Origin of the sequence: Streptomyces sp. NPDC017202 (genome assembly GCF_044331705.1) — a bacterium.
Taxonomy (GTDB): domain Bacteria; phylum Actinomycetota; class Actinomycetes; order Streptomycetales; family Streptomycetaceae; genus Streptomyces.
Genome location: NZ_JBIRNP010000006.1, coordinates 36367 through 57026, shown reverse-complemented (window position 1 = coordinate 57026; position 20660 = coordinate 36367). Strand labels below are relative to the sequence as shown.

The following is a 20660-nucleotide window of genomic DNA, read 5'->3' as shown; positions in this document are numbered from 1 at the left end:
GCGGGGGAGTGCGTGCGGCGCCGGTGCCGGGCCGCATCTTCGGAGCCGCGGCCCTGCCGGGCCGTGAGGCGGACTTTTCGAGCAGACCGATCCCAGGGACAGGAGCGGGGAATGGACGAACCTCCCTGCTCGCGCGGGGTGCGGGACGTGCGGGTAGCCCCTGTCGGCCGGTCGGTGTCCGGCGGCGGCGCCGTACCCCGCCGGACGCCCGCTGCTCGTTTCGTCGCGGATGCCGCATCCTTGAGGTGTGGAGTTCCTCGGGGACGAGTCGGTCGAGCGGGACGGGAGGGCGCAGGGGATGAGTTCCGGCGCACCTGCTCATAACGCTTCGGTGCACAACGCGGGGCACGGTGCCGCGGCCGATCCGGCCGCAGTGCACCATGGACCGATGCGCGAAGACGATGCGGTCCGTGCCCCCGGGGCGATCGGCGGACTGGTGCATCGCGCGGTGGACGGCGACGAGCAGGCCACACACGACCTGCTGGCCCATGTCCACCCCCTCGCCCTGCGCTACTGCCGCACCCGCCTGTCCCGGCTCCCCGGTGACGCGCGCCACTTCGTGGAGGACCTCGCGCAGGAGGTCTGCGTGGCCGTTCTCCTCGCCCTCCCGCGCTACAAGGACACGGGCCGTCCCTTCGAGGCCTTCGTCTTCGCCATTGCCGCCCACAAGGTCGCCGATCTTCAGCGCGCGGCGATGCGCCACCCCGGCTCCACGGCCGTCCCCTCCGACGAGATGCCCGAACGCCCCGACGACTCCCTCGGGCCGGAGGAGCGGGCCCTGCTGAGCAGCGATGCCGAATGGGCGAAGAAACTGCTGGCCAACCTGCCCGAGAACCAGCGGGAACTGCTCCTGCTGCGCATCGCGGTGGGCCTCACCGCGGAGGAGACCGGCCAGATGTTGGGAATGTCACCCGGGGCCGTGCGCGTGGCCCAGCACCGTGCGCTGAGCAGGCTGCGGGCCCTCGCCGAGCAGTAGCACCGCCACGGTCGCGCCGTGCTCCGCCGCCGTTCCCCGAGCGGACCGGACGGCGGGCCCGACACCGGACCGGCCGAGGCGCCTAGGCTGGACAGGTGCCGGCGGCCCGCCCGCCGGACAGGCGCCGGCGGCCCGCCCACTGAACGGGCCGAGCGTCGTCGCCGTACGAACATACGAAGCCCGGAGTCACGCCGGAGCGTGGAATTCCGGGGGTGCGCTTCCCGTTAGCATGGACATCCGCACCGATCAAGGCCATTTGGGGAAGGTGTCATGACTGCCAACGTCGACGGAGTGCCCGCCAAATTCGCGACCCTCGGGCTCACCTACGACGACGTGCTGCTGCTGCCGGGCGCATCCGAGGTGCTCCCCAACGCGGTCGACACCTCGTCCCGCATCTCCCGCAACGTTCGTGTCAACATCCCGCTGCTCTCGGCGGCGATGGACAAGGTGACCGAGTCCCGCATGGCCATCGCGATGGCCCGCCAGGGCGGCGTCGGCGTGCTGCACCGCAACCTCTCCATCGAGGACCAGGTCAACCAGGTCGACCTGGTGAAGCGCTCGGAGTCGGGCATGGTCACCGACCCCATCACGGTGCACCCGGACGCCACGCTGGCCGAGGCCGACGCGCTGTGCGCCAAGTTCCGCATCAGCGGCGTCCCGGTGACCGACGGCGGCGGCAAGCTCCTCGGCATCGTCACCAACCGCGACATGGCCTTCGAGTCGGACCGCACCCGTCAGGTGCGCGAGGTCATGACCCCGATGCCGCTCGTCACCGGCCACGTCGGCATCTCCGGCACGGACGCCATGGAGCTGCTGCGCCGCCACAAGATCGAGAAGCTCCCGCTGGTCGACGAGGCGGGCGTCCTCAAGGGCCTCATCACGGTCAAGGACTTCGTCAAGGCCGAGCAGTACCCCCGGGCCGCCAAGGACGCCGAGGGCCGGCTGCTCGTCGGCGCCGCCGTCGGCGCCAGCCCCGAGGCGCTGGAGCGCGCCCAGGCCCTCGCCGAGGCCGGCGTGGACTTCCTGGTCGTCGACACCTCCCACGGCCACAACAGCAACGCCCTCACCTGGATGGCGAAGATCAAGTCGAGCGTGCGCGTCGACGTGATCGGCGGCAACGTCGCCACGCGTGACGGCGCCCAGGCCCTGATCGACGCCGGCGTCGACGGCATCAAGGTCGGCGTCGGGCCCGGCTCGATCTGTACCACCCGCGTGGTCGCCGGCATCGGCGTCCCGCAGGTCACCGCCATCTACGAGGCGTCCCTCGCCGCACGTCCGGCGGGCATCCCGCTGATCGGCGACGGCGGTCTGCAGTACTCCGGCGACATCGGCAAGGCGCTGGCCGCCGGCGCCGACACGGTGATGCTGGGCAGCCTCCTCGCGGGCTGCGAGGAGTCCCCGGGCGAGCTGCAGTTCATCAACGGCAAGCAGTTCAAGTCGTACCGCGGCATGGGCTCGCTGGGCGCCATGCAGTCCCGCGGCCAGGGCAAGTCGTACTCCAAGGACCGCTACTTCCAGGCGGAGGTCGCGGCCGACGACAAGCTCGTGCCCGAGGGCATCGAGGGCCAGGTGCCCTACCGTGGCCCGCTCGGCAACGTGCTGCACCAGCTCGTCGGCGGCCTGCGCCAGACCATGGGCTACGTGGGCGCCGCCACCATCGAGGAGATGGAGACCAAGGGCCGCTTCGTCCGGATCACCTCCGCGGGCCTCAAGGAGAGCCACCCGCACGACATCCAGATGACGGTCGAGGCACCCAACTACAGCAGTAAGTAGTCGCACGGGCTTCCCAGGGCGGCCCCGGAACCTCCGGGGCCGCCTTTGCCGTGCCCGTCGGCGATACTGGAAGACGCTGCAACGCATCAGGGAAAGGCCACACACGTGACTGAGATCGAGATCGGGCGCGGCAAGCGCGGCCGCCGGGCGTACGCGTTCGACGACATCGCCGTCGTCCCCAGTCGCCGTACGCGGGACCCGAAGGAGGTCTCGATCGCCTGGCAGATCGACGCCTACCGTTTCGAGCTGCCGTTCCTGGCCGCCCCCATGGACTCCGTCGTCTCCCCGGCCACCGCGATCCGCATCGGTGAGCTGGGCGGCCTGGGCGTGCTCAACCTCGAGGGCCTGTGGACGCGGTACGAGGACCCGCAGCCGCTGCTGGACGAGATCGCCAAGCTGCCCGCCGACAAGGCGACCCGCCGGCTCCAGGAGATCTACTCCGCGCCGATCAAGGAGGAGCTGATCGGGCAGCGCATCAAGGAGGTGCGCGACTCGGGCGTGGTCACCGCCGCCGCACTCTCCCCGCAGCGCACGGCCCAGTTCTCCAAGGCCGTCGTCGACGCCGGCGTGGACATCTTCGTCATCCGCGGCACCACGGTCTCCGCGGAGCACGTGTCCGGCTCGCACGAGCCGCTGAACCTCAAGCAGTTCATCTACGAACTCGACGTCCCGGTCATCGTCGGCGGCTGCGCCACCTACACGGCGGCCCTGCACCTGATGCGCACGGGCGCGGCGGGTGTCCTCGTCGGTTTCGGCGGCGGCGCGGCGCACACCACGCGCAACGTGCTCGGCATCCAGGTCCCGATGGCGACGGCGGTGGCCGACGTCGCCGCCGCCCGCCGCGACTACATGGACGAGTCCGGCGGCCGGTACGTGCACGTGATCGCGGACGGCGGCGTCGGCTGGTCCGGCGACCTGCCCAAGGCCGTCGCCTGCGGCGCCGACGCGGTGATGATGGGCTCCCCGCTCGCGCGCGCCACCGACGCGCCCGGCCGCGGCCACCACTGGGGCATGGAGGCCGTCAACGAGGAGCTGCCGCGCGGCCAGAAGGTCGACCTCGGCACGGTCGGCACCATCGAGGAGGTCCTCACCGGCCCGTCCCACACGCCGGACGGCTCGATGAACTTCTTCGGCGCCCTGCGCCGCGCCATGTCCACCACCGGTTACAGCGAGCTGAAGGAGTTCCAGCGCGTCGAGGTGACGGTGGCGGACTCGGTGCACCGGCGGTAGACCGCGCGATCTCGGCATCGGCAGGGGCCGGTCAGCTCACCCGGGTGAGGTGACCGGCCCCTTTCGCATGCCCGGACGGGCGCAGGGATGTGGGGGCGTGTGGCGCGGGGCGGGGGCGCACGGTTGCCTTCGGGGCGAATACGGGCTGGTCAGAGGGGTCGCGGACGGTAGCGTCCGGGGCGGCGCCCCAGTGGTGAGGGGTGCCCCCTTCCCAGGACATGGTTCCGGACCCGAGCCCTCGGGGCCCGGCCCGATGTTCTGAACGAGCCGTCCACCGGGCCACTGGGCGGCGTCGTGGAAGGGGGCGCCCATGGGACGCCACCGCAAGCCCACCCGCTGGGACCGACTCCGTCTCCGGACGGTGCAGTGCCGGAGGAGGTGGATCTTGCGGCTTTTCGGATGGTGAGCGGCCGCCCCCAAACACACTAGGGGCGGACACTCCGTGAACCATCAGGCGCCTGCCGCAGTGGCCACTGCGGTGGGCGCCACCTTTTTCGGATGGTGAGCGGCCGCCCTCACAACACCTAGGGGCGGACACTCCGTGATCCATCAGGCGCCTGCCGCAGTGGCCTCTGCGGTGGGCGCCACCTGTTCGTACGGTACCGGCGTGCCGTGCCGTACGCCACCAGCCTCCGAAGCCCGGGGCCGCCCCGTGCGCCCCGGCTCACAACCGGTGCGCCGCCCCCGTCGGCGTGGCGCCCCGCGTGTCGAGCAGCAGCTGTGCCTTCACCGAGAGGCCCTGGAGGTCGTACGTCCGGTGCTGCTGGAGGAGGATCGTCAGGTCGGCGTCGGCGGCGGCCTCGTACAGCGAGTCGGCGCGGGGGACCGGCCGGCCCAGGACGCTCCAGGACGGGACGTGCGGGTCGTGGTAGCTGACGGCGGCGCCGAGTTCCATCAGGCGGGTCGCGATCTCCCGGGCGGGGGTGCCCTGCTGGTCGGCGAGGTCGGCCTTGTAAGTGACGCCGAGCAGCAGCACGCGCGCGCCCCGCGCCGACTTGCCGTGCTCGTTGAGGAGGGTGGCGGCGCGCTGGACGACGTAACGGGGCATGCGGCTGTTGACCTGCTGGGCGAGTTCCACCATGCGCAGGGGGCTGCCGTGGTGGCCGGTGCGGTCCATGGGCACGGAGTGGCCGCCGACGCCGGGGCCGGGGCGGAAGGCCTGGAAGCCGAACGGCTTGGTCTCGGCGCACCGGATGACGTCCCAGAGGTCCACGCCCAGGTCGTTGCAGAGGACGGCCATCTCGTTGACGAGGGCCATGTTGACGTGCCGGAAGTTGGTCTCCAGGAGGGTCACCGTCTCGGCCTCCCTGAGGCCACGCGCGCGTACCACCTTGTCGGTGAGACGGCCGTAGAAGGCGGCGGCGGACTCGGTGCAGGCGGGGGTGAGGCCGCCGATGACCTGCGGCGTGTTGGCGGGCGTGAAGTCGCGGCGGCCGGGGTCGACCCGGCTGGGGGAGTACGCGAGGTGGAAGTCGCGGCCCGCGCGCAGGCCGGACATCTCCTCCAGGAGCGGCCGCAGGAACTCCTCGGTCGTCCCCGGGGGCACGGGCGACTCCAGAATCACGGTGGTGTGCGGGCGCAGGTGTCCGGCCAGGGTGCGGGCGGCCGCCTCCACCTGGCTCAGGTCGAGCCCGCCGTCGGCGTCGCGCGGCGCGGGGGCGCAGATGACGGCGGTGCGCACCCGGCCCAGTTCGGCCGGGTCGGTGGCGGGCCGGAAACCCCCCGAGAGCATCCGGCGCAGCTCGGCGGGGCTCAGGGAGCCGGGCTCGGGTCCGGTGCGGTAGCCGAGCGTGGGGATGCCGGCGGCCACGGCGGCCTGGGCCAGGGGCAGGCCGAGCGGGCCGAGTCCGATGACGGCGAGATCTGCGGGCATGGCGTGGGCCGTCCTTCCCAGTAACCGAAGCGGGACAGGTGCGCAAGCCCTGTGGACAGGACGGGCGAGCGCAATGTCAGACTAGGAGTAAATATGACCGATTTGCGGGATTGATCGGCTGTGTTTTCCGGCAGGCCGGCCGCGGGCAGGGGCGCTTCCGTGGGGGTTGTCCACAGGCTGCGGGTGCGTAGTGGCTGAAGTCGGGCAACACGGTCACCATTGGGGCATGGGGGATACGGGCCGGCCCTCGCCCTGAAGGCGGTGCGGCCGGCGTGACCGACAGCGGGAGGCAGCGGTGAGGACAGCGACACTGGGGCCGGCGCAGCGAGCCGAGTCACTCGCGGCCATGGCCGAGCGCGAGCTGGACGTGCTGGTCGTGGGAGGCGGGGTGGTCGGCGCGGGCACCGCCCTCGACGCCGTCACCCGTGGCCTGTCCACGGGGCTGGTCGAGGCGCGGGACTGGGCGTCGGGCACATCGAGCAGGTCGAGCAAGCTGATCCACGGCGGGCTGCGCTATCTGGAGATGCTCGACTTCGCCCTCGTCCGGGAGGCGCTGAAGGAACGCGGACTGCTGCTGGAGCGGCTGGCTCCGCACCTGGTCAAGCCCGTGCCGTTCCTCTACCCGCTCCAGCACAAGGGCTGGGAGCGGCTGTACGCCGGTTCGGGTGTCGCGCTCTACGACGCGATGTCGATGGCCCGCGGCCACGGCCGGGGCCTGCCGACCCACCGCCACCTGAGCCGCCGTCACGCCCTGCGCGTCGCCCCCGCCTTGAAGAAGGACGCGCTCGTGGGAGCCCTCCAGTACTACGACGCCCAGATCGATGACGCCCGCCATGTCGCCACCCTGGTGCGTACGGCGGCGGCGTACGGCGCGAAGACCGCCAACCGCGCGCGCGTGACCGCCTTCCTGCGTGAGGGCGAGCGGGTCGTGGGCGCGCGTGTCCAGGACACCGAGGGCGGCGGGGAGTACGAGATCCGCGCCCGTCAGGTGGTCAACGCCACGGGCGTGTGGACCGACGACACGCAGGGGATGGTGGGGGAGCGGGGACAGTTCCACGTCCGCGCCTCCAAGGGCGTCCACCTCGTCGTGCCCAAGGACCGCATCCACTCCTCCACGGGCCTCATCCTCCGCACCGAGAAGTCCGTGCTCTTCGTCATCCCCTGGGGCCGGCACTGGATCGTCGGCACCACCGACACCGACTGGGACCTCGACAAGGCCCACCCGGCCGCCTCCAGCGCCGACATCGACTACGTGCTGGAACACGTGAACTCCGTGCTGGCGGTGCCGCTCACCCGGGACGACGTCGAGGGCGTCTACGCCGGACTGCGCCCGCTGCTCGCCGGTGAGTCGGACGCCACCAGCAAGCTCTCCCGCGAGCACACCGTCGCCCACCCCGTACCCGGGCTCGTCGTGGTGGCGGGCGGCAAGTACACGACGTACCGGGTGATGGCCAAGGACGCCGTCGACGCGGCGGTGCACGGCCTCGACCTGCGGGTCGCCGAGTGCGTCACGGAGGACGTGCCGCTGCTGGGCGCGGACGGCTACCGGGCGCTGTGGAACGCGCGGGCGCGCATCGCCGCCCGGACCGGGCTGCACGTGGTGCGCGTCGAGCACCTGTTGAACCGGTACGGCTCGATGACCGAGGAACTCCTCGACCTCGTCGCCGAGGACCCCACCCTCGGTGAGCCGCTCCAGGCGGCCGACGACTACCTGCGCGCCGAGATCGTCTACGCCGCCTCGCACGAGGGGGCGCGGCACCTCGACGACGTGCTGACCCGGCGCACCCGCATCTCCATCGAGACCTTCGACCGGGGCACCCGCAGCGCCCGGGAGGCGGCGGAACTGATGGCGCCGGTCCTCGGCTGGGACAAGGGCCAGATCGAGCGTGAGGTCGAACACTACGAGAAGCGGGTGGAGGCCGAGCGGGAGTCGCAGCGGCAGCCCGACGACCTGACGGCGGACGCGGCGCGGCTGGGGGCGCCGGACATCGTGCCGCTGTGAGGGCCCGACGGCCTCGCGCGTGGGACTCCCCTTGCGCGATGCCTGGGTGAGTGGAGCTCACGCGGTGTCCGCGCGTAAGGCTCCGTGACGCTCCCGTCGGCCCCGTGCGTGAGGTCGGCCCGGCGGGACCGTCCCCTGCTTCACTCGAACGAGTGTCGCTGGCCGGGATCTCCGTTCGGAGCCCGCTCGTTCTGATGGGTGCGGGGGCAGAACTCGGCGGCGAGCAGGGCCGGTTCGAGGTCGAGGTCCGCCACCGCCGTCGTGTTCACGCGGAAGGTGAGGGCATGACGGCCGTCGACGGTGGCCGCGGTGCGCGCGTAGCTGCCCGGGATCCGGCCGTTGTGCCCCCGCACGGTCACTCCGCGGGGCAGGCGCGCCGGAATCAGCCCCAGGCCGTACGAGCCGTGTGCGGCGCGGGTGTCGAGCATTTCCCCCTGCCGGTAGGGGGGAGCAGTTCGCCGCTCGGGAGGGCGGAGCAGAAGCGGTTCAGGTCGGCGAGGGTCGTCACCGGCTCGCCCGCGGCCCCGGGCACCCGTGGGCCGAGATCGGTGACGTCGGATCCGTCCGTGCCGTGGGCGCGACCGTGAGGGGGCAGAGAGGGGCGGGAACCGGGGAAGGAGGTGCCGTTCGGACCGAGTGGATCGAGGATGCGTCGTTCGGCCTCCGTGGCGCAGGCGCGGCCGGTGACCTGGGTGACGACCAGGCAGAGCAGGACGAGCAGGACGTGGCCGGTGTTGGAGTAGGCGTAGCGGCCGCGGTCGGCCGGAAGGTGGGTGAGGGCGATACGGATGGCCTGGACAGGGGTGACGGGGCGGGTGCCGCCGGCGCCCCGGGCGAAGTCGTACAGGCCGCTGGTGTGGTTCAGCAGGGAACGCAGGGGCAAGTTGCGCGCCGGTCGTCGCCTGCTGCCCGCACCGGGCCGGGCAGGTACCGCTCCACCGGGTCGGAGAGCGACAGCCTTCGTTCGGAGGCCAGTTGGACGATGGCGGTCGTGAAGAGGGTCTTGGTGACGCTGCCGGCCCGGAAGTGGTCGGACCGGGAGATGCCCGGCCCGGACTCGGCGGTAGCGGGTGCCGCTCTCCTCGCCGGCCGGCGGGGCGGCGGCGGGCCTTGCCCCGGGTGCGGAGCAGGGGCAGGAACGAGTCGGCGGTGGCGGCGGTGGCGATCGTGCCGGTGCCGGTGCCGGTGCCGGTGCCGGTGCCGGGGGCGGGGCTTGGGTGGGAGTCGGCTGTGGTGGGTGGGTCCCAGGAGGGCCAGGGGCACGGGGATGGCCAGAAGTCCGCGTAGCGGTCGGATCACGGTGTTCCCTCCCCTCCCCTCCCCTCCCCTCCCCTTCCACTTCGTGTCCCTGGTGTGCCCATCGTGCAGAGTCGGTGGGGAGGTCTCGCGCCGGGGTCCTGAGCGGGCTTCGTGCCGGGTACCCGGTCGTCGTCCGGCTCACAGAAGGGGCTTTTCGTACACCGGGTGGGGCTCGTTCCGCCTGTTGGCCGGAGTCTGCTGCACCTTCTGGCCGAAATGCGCCGGTCCTCAGGGGTGGTGAGGGGCACCCTGGGCGTCGGGCACTTGTCGGGTGAGGGACAATGAAGGCTCTGTCAGGGCGGGTTGCATGAGGGGACGCATGTCGGAGGCGGAGCGGGCGGGAGCATCCCGTCAGGACAAGAGCGCACGTCTCCTCGCCGGGCGGTACCGGCTGGGAGACGTACTCGGCCGCGGCGGCATGGGGACGGTGTGGCGAGCAGAGGACGAGACCCTCGGACGCACGGTCGCCGTCAAGGAGCTGCGGTTCCCGGGAAACATCGACGACGAGGAGAAGCGCCGGCTGATCACCCGGACGCTGCGTGAGGCCAAGGCCATCGCGCGGATCCGCAACAACAGCGCGGTGACGGTCTTCGACGTGGTCGACGAGGACGACCGGCCGTGGATCGTGATGGAGCTCGTCGAGGGCAAGTCGCTCGCCGAGGTCATCCGCGAGGACGGAGTGCTGGAACCGAGGCGCGCGGCGGAGGTCGGGCTCGCGATCCTCGACGTACTGCGGTCGGCCCACCGCGAGGGCATCCTGCACCGCGACGTGAAGCCGTCGAACGTGCTGATCGCCGAGGACGGCCGGGTCGTGCTCACCGACTTCGGCATCGCCCAGGTCGAGGGCGACCCGTCCATCACCTCGACCGGCATGCTCGTCGGCGCGCCCTCCTACATCTCGCCGGAGCGCGCCCGCGGCCACAAGCCGGGACCGGCGGCCGACCTGTGGTCGCTGGGCGGCCTGCTGTACGCGGCGGTCGAGGGCACACCCCCCTACGACAAGGGCTCCGCGATCGCGACGCTCACCGCGGTGATGACCGAGCAGCTGGAGGAGCCGAAGAACGCGGGTCCGCTGCGGGACGTCATCTACGGCCTGCTCACCAAGGACCCGGTGCACCGGCTGGACGACGCCGGGGCGCGGGCGAAACTCACCGCGGTGATCAACGCACCGGAGCCCCGGGAGGCCGAGCCGGCGGACGCGACGAAGCTCGTGCCGCTGCCGATGCAGCCGGACAGTTCCCAGAACCGGGCGGGTTCGTCCGGGGGGGAGGCGGCGGAGAAGCTGCGCGGGGCCCTGCGGTCCGTGCGGAAGGCGGCGGTCGCCGCCGGGGCGGCCACCTCGGCCGCCGCCCGTGCCAAGTCGGCCGACGGATCGTCCGCTTCGGCGTCGCTGGGCACGCAGGAGGAGACGCGGGGCGGCGCGGCCACCGGGGCCCCCACCTCGGCGTCGGCCGTGGCAGCCGCCAAGTCCGCGGGGGCCGCCCGCGGGAAGACGACCACCACCGCGGCCTCCGCCGCCGTGCCGGTGGCCCGCGCCACGACCGGGACGGCCGGCGGCACCGGGGCCACGGGCCAGGAGGCTCGCGGGGCGAACGGGCAGTCTGCCGGGCGCAGTTCGGGATGGCCCGTGATGACGCCGCCGGACCTGCCGCCGCGGCCCGTGCCCAGGGCGCCGCTGACCGACGTGGTGCCGAAGCGGACGCTGGTGATCATCGCCGTGGTGGTGGCGCTCGCCGTCCTCGGCACGGTCCTGGCCCTCACCCTCGGCGGTGGCGACGACGACGCGAACGGCGCGACGACCGGCGGTGGTTCCTCGGCCGTCGCCAGCGACAGCGCCGCCGCCGGTACCAAGGAGGACGAGGACGGCGGGACGCGGACCGACGGCTCGGCGTCGCAGTCCGCGACGGCCGGCTCGGCCTCCGGCAACAGCTCGCCCAGCAGCACCGCCACGGCCGGCGGCACCGCTTCGGGCGGCTCCGCCACCGGCGCCGGTGCGGCCGTCACGACGTACGTGGGGGAGCAGGGCTACTCGATCGGGCTGCCCGCCGGCTGGAAGTACCAGTCCACGAGCGCGGCGGGAGACCGTTTCACGGGGCCCGACGGACAGAAGCTGCTGGTGGCCTGGACGACCACGCCCAAGGACGACCCGGTCGCGGACTGGGAGAACCAGGAGCGCTACATGAAGCGCTCCCAGTACCAGAAGATCCGCATAGCGAAGGTGGACTACCGCGACTGGAACACGGCCGACTGGGAGTTCACCTACGCGGAGGGCGGGACGGCGTACCGGACGATCGACCGCGGATTCGTGGTCGGCGAGCACCTCGGGCATGCGCTGATGTACACGGCGAAGGCCGCCACGTGGGACGGTGCTCTCCGGGTGAACACCTGGAAGACGCTCACGGAGACGTTCACGCCGGAGAAGTAGCGCCGGGCGGGGCCGGGCGGGGTGGCTCGCGGCCTTCGTTCGTCCGAGGCTCCCCGCTCGTCCGTCGGCGCGGCCGTGACGGGTCCGGCGGGCCTTCGGCAGGCTTCCGGTGGGCCTTCGGCGGCGTTTCGGTACGTGTTCGGTGCGTGAGATCCGGCATCCCCTCTTTCCGGCTTGCCTCCGGCACGTATCGTGAATGGCTGCGGACCGTACGCACCCAGCCGTCCGGCTGGATCCGGCTCGATTCGGCCGGAACGGTCCGCGGGACGAACGGATGTGACCGACCGGCCGGCCGGGGGAGACATAGTGGACGACTATGCGGGACGGGTACTCGCCGACCGCTACCGCCTGCCGTTGCCGCCGTCCGACGAGTACGAACTCACCGAGACCCGGGCCTTCGACACCTACAGCGGGCAGGAAGTCCTGGTCCGTCAGGTGCCGTTGCCGGAGGTCGTCGAGGCCGAGGTGCTCGACGCGGAGGGGCTGCCCGAGGGGTTCACCGCGCGGGAGCGCGGAGCACGCCGGCCGGCGGGGGCCTCCGGCCTGGACGCGAGCACGCGCCGGCCCGCCGATCCCGTCGTACGGCGGGCCGTGGAGGCCGCGCAGGCCGCCGCGGGCATCCCCGACCATCCACGGCTCGACCAGGTCTTCGACGTGTTCGCCGAGGGCGGTTCCCTCTGGGTCGTCAGCGAACTGGTGTCCGCCCGGCCGCTGGCGGCGCTGCTCGCCGAGAAGCCGTTGACGCCGTACCGGGCGGCGGAGGTCGCCTCCGACGTGCTCATGGCGTTGCGGGTGCTGCACGCGCACGGCTGGGTGCACCGCAACATCACCACGCGCACGGTGCTCGTCTGCGACGACGGCCGGGTCATGCTGACCGGGCTGGCGGTCGGCGCGGCGGAAGAGGCGCTGTGCGGGTACGACCCGGTGCCCGTGGCCGAGGAGCAGGCACCGGAGCAGCAGCGCCAGGGACAGCAGCCGCACCGCGGGCAGGAAGGCGTCGGGACCGGTGTCCCGGGGCCGGGGCGCGGGGGCGGCGGGACCGGCGGTGCCGGTGGTGTCTCCGGTGGCGGCGGTGTCGGCGGTGGGGATCCCGAGGCCGCGCGGCGGGCGGCGATCGAGGCGCGGGCCGCCGGCGGGCTGCCCGCCGCGGGAGCCGAGCCGGTGCCCGGGGCCTCCGGGACGGTGGCTCGCCGGCCCATGGAGACGGGCGGGGACATCCGTGCCGCGCGGGCCGGCGCGATCGCGGCCTACCGCGCGGGCGCACGGGCCGCGGCGCGGGTGCACGAGGCGCAGCAGGGCGGCCGGACGGCGTTGCCGGGGGCCCGCACCCCGGTCGAGGGCGACACCGATTCCGACCCCGGCACCGGCACCGGGCCGGGCGTCGCGGGCGTGGCGCCGTCGCCGTACGTCCTCGGCAGTGGTCCGGAGCGCGGACCGGGCGGCGCGCGGAGTGGGCCTCCCGGGCAGATCGCCGATCCCTACGGCGTGGGCGGCGCACCCGGCCCGAGGCCGCTCGGGACCGGCGCGGTGCCCGTGCCGGCGCAGACCGGCGGCGGGGCGCCGGTGGGGTCGCGCTGGGACGAGCCGACCACCGGGGCCGGCGCGCGGCGCGGACCGGCCACGGCGCCGGCCGCGGAACGGGCGCGGCAGGCGCGGATGGCCGTGGTCGGGCCCGTCACCGAGCGCTGGGCGCCGGAGCAGGCCGTACCCGTGCACGAGAACTGGCAACTGGCCGCGCCCATCGGGCCCGCGACCGACCTGTGGGCGCTCGGCGCGCTGCTGTTCCGCGCCGTACAGGGGCACGCCCCCTATCCGGAGGAGTCGACGGCCGAGCTGGTGCAGCTGGTGTGCGCCGAACCGCCCGCCTTCGCCGAGGAGTGCGGGCCGCTGCGGCCGGTCGTGGAGTCGTTGCTGCGTCAGGATCCGACCGACCGGCTGGACTTCGAGGAACTGAGCGGCTGGCTGCGTTCGCTGGTGCGCTCGGCACCCGAACCCGAGGCGGGGACGTACGTCGTCGCCGCACCGCCCACCGACCCGCGCCGACTGCCGATCGTGCGCCGCAAGGGCGAGCTGGTGCGCAGACGGCGCGCGGGGCTGCCCGCGACGCACGCGCGGCACAAGCGGGGCCGGCCGGAGACGGGACGATCGCCTCGCAGCCTGGGCCGCACCCTGGTCGTGCTGGTGCTGCTCCTGCTGGCCGCGGCGGTCGCCTATGCCGTGATGTTCCTGCCCAAGGCCGACGAGGAGGGCACCGGCAGCGCGGGCGGTGCGGAGCGGACCGGTGCCGCGGGCCAGGTGAACCCGGCACCCGACGCCAGCAGCGAGCCCCGGCCCGACGACGGCAGCTCTCCGGCGGCGGGCAACAGCCCCTCCGCGTCGGCCTCCGGGGGCACCGAGACGCAGTCCGGCGGTCTGCCCGGCGGCTTCACGCTGCGCAAGGACGCCGAGGGCTTCCAGATCGCCGTCGCCGGCGGCTGGGACCGCACCCCGAAGAACGGGCGCGGCCAGGTCGTCTACACCCACGCGGGATTCGAGCTGATCGTGGTGCCGGGGCGGGACTCCGTCGCGCGGTACGGCAGCGATCCGATGGCGTACCAGCGGGAGAAGGAGGGCGAGTTGCAGCCCTACCGCGACTCCAGCTGGGCGACCGCGTCCGGACTGCGGACCGTCCAGGTGGGCGGACGGACCTCGGCCGAGGGGCAGTTCACCTGGACCGGCGGCGACGGGCGCGAGCTGTTCGTGCGCAACGTGGCGCTGCTTCTCGACGGGCGTTACCACGTCGTGCAGTTGCGCGGCCCGGAAGCCGAGCGGGACGAGGTGACGCGGCTGTTCGAGCAGGCGTCGGCCAGCTACCGCTACACGGGCTGAGCGACCGTTCGGTGGTACCCGCGGTTCCCCGGGGCGTCGATGGTTCCCTCGCGCGGGCGGAAGCGACAACCGTCACAGTGCGGTCTCCGTGGCCCTCCGCAGGTTCCCCGCACGGGGGCCGGTCTTTACGCTGATCCTGTCAAGAGCATTGCGGGGCAACGTGAATCAGATGCAGGGCCTGCTCGTCGCGGGCCGTTACCGGCTGGTCGACGCCATCGGCAGCGGCGGCATGGGCCGCGTATGGCGCGCGCACGACGACCTGCTGCACCGGTCCGTCGCCCTCAAGGAGCTGACCGCCGCGCTCTACGTCTCCGAGAGCGACCGTTCGGTCCTGCTGGCGCGCACCAGGGCCGAGGCCCGCGCCGCCGCGCGGATCAACCACTCCGCCGTCGTCACCGTGCACGACGTGCTCGAGCACGACGGCCGCCCCTGGATCGTGATGGAACTGGTCGAGGGCCGTTCACTGGCCGACGCGGTCAAGGCGGACGGGCGTGTCGAGCCGACCGAGGCCGCCCGGGTCGGCCTGTGGGTGCTGCGCGCCCTGCGTGCCGCGCACACCGCGGGCGTCCTGCACCGCGACGTCAAGCCCGGAAACGTGCTGCTCTCCGACGACGGCCGGGTCCTGCTCACCGACTTCGGGATCGCCCAGATCGAGGGCGACACCACCATCACCCGCACCGGAGAGGTCGTCGGGTCCGTCGACTTCCTCGCCCCCGAGCGCGTCCGCGGCCACGACCCGGGGCCGTCCTCCGACCTGTGGGCCCTCGGCGCCACGCTGTACACGGCGGTGGAGGGCCGTTCGCCGTTCCGCCGCACCTCGCCGCTGTCCACGATGCAGGCGGTCGTCGAGGAGGAGGCCGCCGAGCCGCGGTACGCCGGCCCGCTCGGCCCCGTCATCACCGCGCTGCTGCGCAAGGACCCCGCTGCCCGGCCCGACACGGCCGCTGCGGAACGCCTGCTCGCGGAGGCGGCGGAGGGCCGCCGGCCAGACGAGGCACAGGCGTACGTGCCGACGCAGTACGCGGGCCCGGGCCCGGGGCCGGAGCAGGGGCGGGGCACCCGGGTCGGTGGGGCGACCGCCGGGTCGGACGGGGTGGCGGCCGGGGCACCGACCGGCGGGGCGACCCACCTCACGGACGGCAGCGGCACGCCGTACCCGTCCGGTTCCCCGCACTCGGGCGGCACGCCGTACCCGGCCCCCGGCCCGTACGCCGGGGCGGCCGCGGGACCGGGCGTCCCCGCCCCCGCCACCCCTGCCCCCGCCACCCCTGCCCCCGCCACCCCTGCCCCCGCCACCCCTGCCCCCGCCACCCCTGCCTCCGCCACTCCCGTCCCGGCCGCGTCCGGGACGCACGTCCACCCGGTCACCGGCCCGACCGCCATCGGCCCGGCCGCCATCGGCCCGACCGCCATCGGCCCGACCGCCATCGGCCCGGCCGGGCCGGGGCCCGGGCAGGCCCCGCCGGGCCGGTCGTCCCGGCGCCGCCGGCTGCGTACCCTCGCGCTCGTGGTCGTCGTCGCCGCGCTGGTCGGAGGTGGTACGGCGGTGGCGCTGCGGACCTGGGGCGGCGACGGTACGACGCAGGGTTCCGGTTCGCCCACCACCGACCCCACCGCCACCGGCACCGGCCGGCAGAAGGACCGGGGCGCCGTCCCCGACGCCCGGGTGGACATCGACGACCCCCTCGGGTTCGGGCTCTCGCTGCCCCGGACCTGGGAACGGAAGCTGTTCCAGGACGACGGCGACCTGAAGCAGGTCGACTACTCGCCCGACGGCGGCGAGCACTTCGTCCGCATCGCCATCGACACCTCCCCGGACTTCGACGACCCGTACGCCCACCAGCTCGACCTCGAACAGCAGCTCGAGCGGCTGGTCGACTACGAGCGGGTCACCCTCGAGCGGAACACCTACCGCGACCGTGAGGGCGCCCGGTGGGAGTACACCTGGACCGCGCTCGCCAAGGACACGGACTTCCCCGGCCCGCGGCACGCGGTCGAGGAGACGTACATCTCCCGCGACGGCACCGAGTACGTCATCTACATGTCCTCGCCCGCCGAGGACTGGGCGAGCACCGCCCGGCAGTTCACCTCGGTGCTGCAGAGCTGGCGCGAGCCGCCGGGCACCTGAGACCCCGCGTCCGGACCGGGCCGGGCTCGCGAGGTCCGGCCCGATCCGAACGAGGGACCCCGTGCGTCCGGCCCCGTCCCGGCGGGGCGGCGCCGCGCGTGACTTGGCCGATCAGCGCCCCGGAGGCGTGGCATCCGGTGGGGCATGATGGGCGCATGGGGACCGAGGGGGACACCGTCCGGGTCATCGCGGGCCGCTACCGGCTGGAGGCGAGGCTCGGGCGTGGCGGCATGGGGATCGTGTGGCGGGCGACGGACCACCTGCTGGGACGGCGTGTCGCGGTGAAGGAACTGGTCCAGGACGACTCCCTGTCCGCCGAGGAGGCCCGCGCCCGCCGCGACCGGACGCTGCGCGAGGCCCGCGCGGTCGCCCAGCTCAGCCACCCGCACGTCATCGTGGTGCACGACGTCGTCGTGGAGGACGAACGGCCTTACATCGTCATGGAGTTGATCGAGGGCGGCTCACTCGCCGACCGGATCGCCGAACAGGGCCCGATCGACCCGCGCGAGGCCGCCCGGATCGGCGCCGACCTGCTCGGCGCGCTGCGCGCCGCACACGCGGCCGGGGTGCTGCACCGGGACATCAAGCCCGCCAACGTCCTGGTCGACTCCGCCACCGGGCGCGCCGTCCTCACCGACTTCGGCATCGCGCAGGTCGCGGGCGCCACCACCCTCACCGAGACGGGCTCCTTCGTCGGTTCGCCCGAGTACACCGCGCCGGAACGCATGTCCGGGGAGCGGACCGGCCCCGCGTCCGACCTGTGGTCGCTGGGCGCGCTGCTGTGCACGGCGCTGAGCGGCGAGTCGCCGTTCCGCCGCGACTCGCTCGGCGGCATCCTGCACGCCGTCGTCTTCGCCGACATCCGTACGCCACCGCAGGCCGAACCGCTCCTGCCCGTCGTACGGGGGTTGTTGGAGCGGGATCCGGACCGGCGGCTGGACGCGGAGCGGGCCGAGCGGATGCTGCGCGCCTTCCTGGACACCGGGCGCACGCCGGCCGGCCGGACCGGGTACCCGCCCACGCAGGCCGACCTCCCGCGTCAGCGGCCCGCCCGCCCCGCCGCGGATCCCCCGCTCCGCGAGCGGTTCACGCGGGGCGCGCGGTCCGCGCGGTCCACGCGGGGCGCGCTGGTGGCCGCGCTGCTGGTGGCGGCGCTGGTGGGCGCCGGCGTGTCGGCGGCACTACTGCTCGACCGGGACGGCGACGGGGGCGGCGCGCCGCCGAGTTCGGCACCGGGAGGACCGGGCGGTGCGGTGGGGACGACGGCCAGCCGCACGCCCGCCCCCACCTCCTCCGCGCCGCTTTCCCCCACTCCCTCCGCCACCCCGTCCCGGAGCCGCCCCAGCGCGCCCTCCGGCTACCGTGTCGTCGCCGACCCGGCCGGGTTCACGCTCGCCGTGCCGGAGGGGTTCACCCGGGACCCGCAGGGCGAACGGGTCTTCTACCTGTCCCCGGGGCAGATCTTCCGGCTCGGCGTGAAGGTCGGCGTGCCCCAGCCCGGCGGCCCGCTCGGGGTGATGGAACGCGCCGCGCTCAAGGGCCCCGACACCAACCCCGGTTACCGCGACGGCCGGGTCACCGAGACGACGCGCGCCGGACGGCCCGCCGCCCTCTGGGAGTTCACCTGGGACGGCTTCGACGCGGCGGAGGGCGCCCGGCACACGTACGACCTGTGCTGGGAGGACGGCGGGCGGCTGTACGACGTGTGGGTCTCGGCGCCGGTCGGCAAGGCGCGGGAGGCGCGCGAGTACTTCGACGTGGCCGTCGACACGCTCGTACCGGAATAACCGGAATGAGGGGAGATAAGGGACGGGCCGCGTCACGGGTCTGTGACCGGTGGGGGCCACTGGTGGATATCGGCCCGCGTGGCGCGATATGGATGGACGCATGAGCCACAACGGGGGACCGGGCCACGGGGCCGACGAGACCACGAGTTTTGTTCTGCAACCGCCTCGGCAGGCACCGGCGCAGCAACCTCCGCAGGCGCAGCAGCCTCCCCGGTCGCCGCAGGCGTCCCACGACGCGCCGGTCCCGCAGCCCGGCAACCCCTACGCGATGCCCGCCCGGGCCGCGTCCGCCCCGCAGGAGAACCAGGCCGCGTCCGCCCCGCGGGAGAACGGCGTCGGGCGGCTCATCGCGGGCCGCTACCGGCTCCTCGCCAAGCTCGGGCACGGCGGCATGGGCACGGTGTGGCGGGCCAAGGACGAGACGGTGGACCGGGAGGTCGCCGTCAAGGAGCCGCGCGTACCGGACCACCTTCCCGAACGTGAACGGGCCAACGCCTTCGAGCGGATGCGGCGCGAGGCGCGGGCCGCGGCCCGGCTGGACCATCCGTCCGTGGTGAACGTCCACGACGTCGCGGTCGTCGACGGGCAGCCGTGGATCGTGATGGAGCTCGTCCACGGACGGTCGCTCGGCGCCGCCCTGGAGGAGGGCACGCTCGGCGTGCGCGAGGCCGCCCGCATCGGCCTGGAGGTGCTCGGCGCCCTGGAGGCCGCCCACGCGGCGGGCATCCTGCACCGGGACGTGAAGCCGGACAACGTGCTGCTCGGGCGGCACGACCGGGTCGTCCTCACCGACTTCGGCATCGCCCGGATCGAGGGCGAGACCAACCTGACCGACACCGGCGGCTTCGTCGGCTCGCCCGAGTTCGTCGCGCCCGAGCGGGTGCTGGGCCAGCGCCCCGGCCCGGCGTCCGACCTGTGGTCGCTGGGCGTGGTGCTGTACGCGGCGACGGAGGGCGTCTCGCCGTTCCGCCGCAGCAACACCCCGGCGACCCTCCAGTCCGTCCTCAACGCCGCGCCCGCGCCGCCCACCGCCGCGCGGGGCCCGCTCGCCGAGGCCCTCAACGGCCTGCTGGAGAAGGACCCGGCCCGTCGCCCGCAGGCCGCGCAGGTCCGCGCCCTGCTGGAGCGCGCCGCGAACCCGCCCGCCCCGGCGCCCACCCAGGTGGTGACCGCACCCGGGGGCCTCACCGGAGCCGGAGCCGGAGCCGGAGCCGGAGCCGGAGCCGGAGTCGGACCCGGCACCGAGGCCGCGGCCGGCCCGATCGGCGGCTGGTCCGTCAAGGTCAGTGCCGGACGGGCCGGCTGGGGCCTGCGGGTCGGCACCAGGCTGTTCTGGACCGGGCTCGGGGCGGCGGTCGTCGCCGCCGCGGTCACGGCCTGGCTGATCGTCGCCGACCGCCCCGCCGGCGGGCTGCCCGCCGACTGGACGACCAGCGCCCAGAAGGACGTCACCGCGACGCTGGCGGTGCCGAAGGACTACGTGATCGGCACGCCGGACCGCGAGTCGGACGACGACCACTGGGTCAGCTTCACGGACCCGAGCGGGGCCGTCTCGATCGTCCTGACCGTCGACCGCAAGGCGGAGGACACCGGCGGCGAGATCAAGGACTCCGCGGCCGCCGAGATGTACGAGGACAACGACGACTTCAAGACCAACGGCAGCTATCTCCTCGACATGCCGAAGGGACCGAAGACCGAACCGAACGCCACCGCCGAGTACCGGGGCAGGCCGGCCGCCGAGAACACGGTCCGCTACACCACCGACGACACCCAGGACCCCCGCCCCCGCGAGATGCGGACGCTGTACTACAAGTCCACCGCCGGCGACATGTACAAGCTCACCGTCGCCTACCCCGGCAAGGGCGACTTCACGGAGCGGGGCCAGGAGGTGGCGCGGACGGCGATCGCCCACCTCGCCGTGGACAAGCTCTGACGGGCCACGCTCGTGGTGGCCGTGCGACACGAGCGACGACGGGGTCCGGGAGACGGGAGACGGGGGACGGGGGACGGGTCCGACGGGAACGCGCACACGCGGACGGCCCGCGAACGGCCAGTCAAGCAGGGTGGCGTCCGGCGGCGGGAACGCGCGCACGCGGACGGCGCGGACCGGCTTCCGGGGGCGCGAGACGGCTTCCGGGGGCGCGAGACGGCACTCGCCGACACCACCCGCGGCCCGGACACGTCCCCGACCCGCGTGGTGGAGCTGTTCGTGCTCGCCGACGACGGCCGGACGCACGGGCCGCGGGGCGACCTGCCGAAGGGCCCCGCGGACGAGGAGCGGGGCACGGCCGTCTTCGCG

At 74.0% G+C, this 20660-nt stretch carries 13 protein-coding genes; 9 read left to right on the top strand and 4 right to left on the bottom strand.

The features are described from left to right. Nucleotides 1–388 precede the first annotated feature (388 nt). The 3 genes from ACH4N1_RS14345 (at nucleotide 389) to ACH4N1_RS14335 (ending at nucleotide 3979) form a co-directional block, all read left to right on the top strand. Nucleotides 389–976, top strand: coding sequence for a sigma-70 family RNA polymerase sigma factor (locus ACH4N1_RS14345; protein ID WP_366061335.1), 588 nt, complete (start codon nucleotides 389–391; stop codon nucleotides 974–976). A 270-nt stretch (nucleotides 977–1246) separates the two neighbouring features. Further along, nucleotides 1247–2749 carry an IMP dehydrogenase gene (gene guaB, locus ACH4N1_RS14340; RefSeq protein WP_398097190.1) on the top strand — a complete coding sequence of 501 codons (1503 nt, stop codon included), beginning with the start codon at nucleotides 1247–1249 and terminating at the stop codon, nucleotides 2747–2749. Nucleotides 2750–2854: 105 nt separating this feature from the next. Beyond that, on the top strand, nucleotides 2855–3979 hold the full coding sequence (locus ACH4N1_RS14335) for a GuaB3 family IMP dehydrogenase-related protein (RefSeq protein WP_382785277.1): 1125 nt from the start codon (nucleotides 2855–2857) through the stop codon (nucleotides 3977–3979). A 664-nt stretch (nucleotides 3980–4643) separates the two neighbouring features. Here ACH4N1_RS14335 and ACH4N1_RS14330 read toward each other — a convergent pair. Next, nucleotides 4644–5852 carry a nucleotide sugar dehydrogenase gene (locus ACH4N1_RS14330; RefSeq protein ID WP_398097188.1) on the bottom strand — a complete coding sequence of 403 codons (1209 nt, stop codon included), beginning with the start codon at nucleotides 5850–5852 and terminating at the stop codon, nucleotides 4644–4646. Nucleotides 5853–6147: 295 nt separating this feature from the next. On the opposite strand from ACH4N1_RS14330, the gene ACH4N1_RS14325 reads away from it, so the two are divergent. After that, complete coding sequence (locus ACH4N1_RS14325) at nucleotides 6148–7854, top strand: glycerol-3-phosphate dehydrogenase/oxidase (RefSeq protein WP_398097187.1); 1707 nt, start codon at nucleotides 6148–6150, stop codon at nucleotides 7852–7854. Between the two features lie 140 nt (nucleotides 7855–7994). On the opposite strand, the gene ACH4N1_RS14320 is transcribed toward ACH4N1_RS14325, so the two are convergent. The 3 genes from ACH4N1_RS14320 to ACH4N1_RS14310 are packed head-to-tail and all read right to left on the bottom strand — an operon-like array spanning nucleotide 7995 to nucleotide 9117. Next, nucleotides 7995–8207: a hypothetical protein gene (locus ACH4N1_RS14320; protein ID WP_398097185.1), complete on the bottom strand. Its 213-nt coding sequence runs from the start codon at nucleotides 8205–8207 to the stop codon at nucleotides 7995–7997. 29 nt (nucleotides 8208–8236) lie between these two features. Then, nucleotides 8237–8737: a serine hydrolase gene (locus ACH4N1_RS14315; RefSeq protein WP_398097184.1), complete on the bottom strand. Its 501-nt coding sequence runs from the start codon at nucleotides 8735–8737 to the stop codon at nucleotides 8237–8239. Next, nucleotides 8716–9117: a serine hydrolase gene (locus ACH4N1_RS14310; RefSeq protein ID WP_398097530.1), complete on the bottom strand. Its 402-nt coding sequence runs from the start codon at nucleotides 9115–9117 to the stop codon at nucleotides 8716–8718. The genes ACH4N1_RS14315 and ACH4N1_RS14310 overlap by 22 nt, the downstream gene beginning before the upstream one ends. A gap of 355 nt (nucleotides 9118–9472) precedes the next feature. On the opposite strand from ACH4N1_RS14310, the gene ACH4N1_RS14305 reads away from it, so the two are divergent. The 5 genes from ACH4N1_RS14305 to ACH4N1_RS14285 all read left to right on the top strand — a co-directional run bounded on the left by ACH4N1_RS14305 (nucleotide 9473) and on the right by ACH4N1_RS14285 (nucleotide 20294). After that, the gene (locus ACH4N1_RS14305) at nucleotides 9473–11578 is read left to right on the top strand and encodes a serine/threonine-protein kinase (RefSeq protein WP_398097529.1); all 2106 of its coding nucleotides are present in this window, start codon (nucleotides 9473–9475) and stop codon (nucleotides 11576–11578) included. Nucleotides 11579–11884: 306 nt separating this feature from the next. Then, entirely contained in the window at nucleotides 11885–14446 is a 2562-nt protein-coding gene (locus ACH4N1_RS14300; protein ID WP_398097182.1) for a protein kinase, read from the top strand. 169 nt (nucleotides 14447–14615) lie between these two features. Then, on the top strand, nucleotides 14616–16574 hold the full coding sequence (locus ACH4N1_RS14295) for a serine/threonine-protein kinase (protein WP_398097527.1): 1959 nt from the start codon (nucleotides 14616–14618) through the stop codon (nucleotides 16572–16574). Between the two features lie 155 nt (nucleotides 16575–16729). Beyond that, the gene (locus ACH4N1_RS14290; protein ID WP_398097180.1) at nucleotides 16730–18361 is read left to right on the top strand and encodes a protein kinase; all 1632 of its coding nucleotides are present in this window, start codon (nucleotides 16730–16732) and stop codon (nucleotides 18359–18361) included. 100 nt (nucleotides 18362–18461) lie between these two features. After that, a complete protein-coding gene (locus ACH4N1_RS14285; RefSeq protein WP_398097178.1) occupies nucleotides 18462–20294 on the top strand; it encodes a serine/threonine-protein kinase in 1833 nt (610 codons plus the stop codon). Nucleotides 20295–20660: the final 366 nt, after the last annotated feature.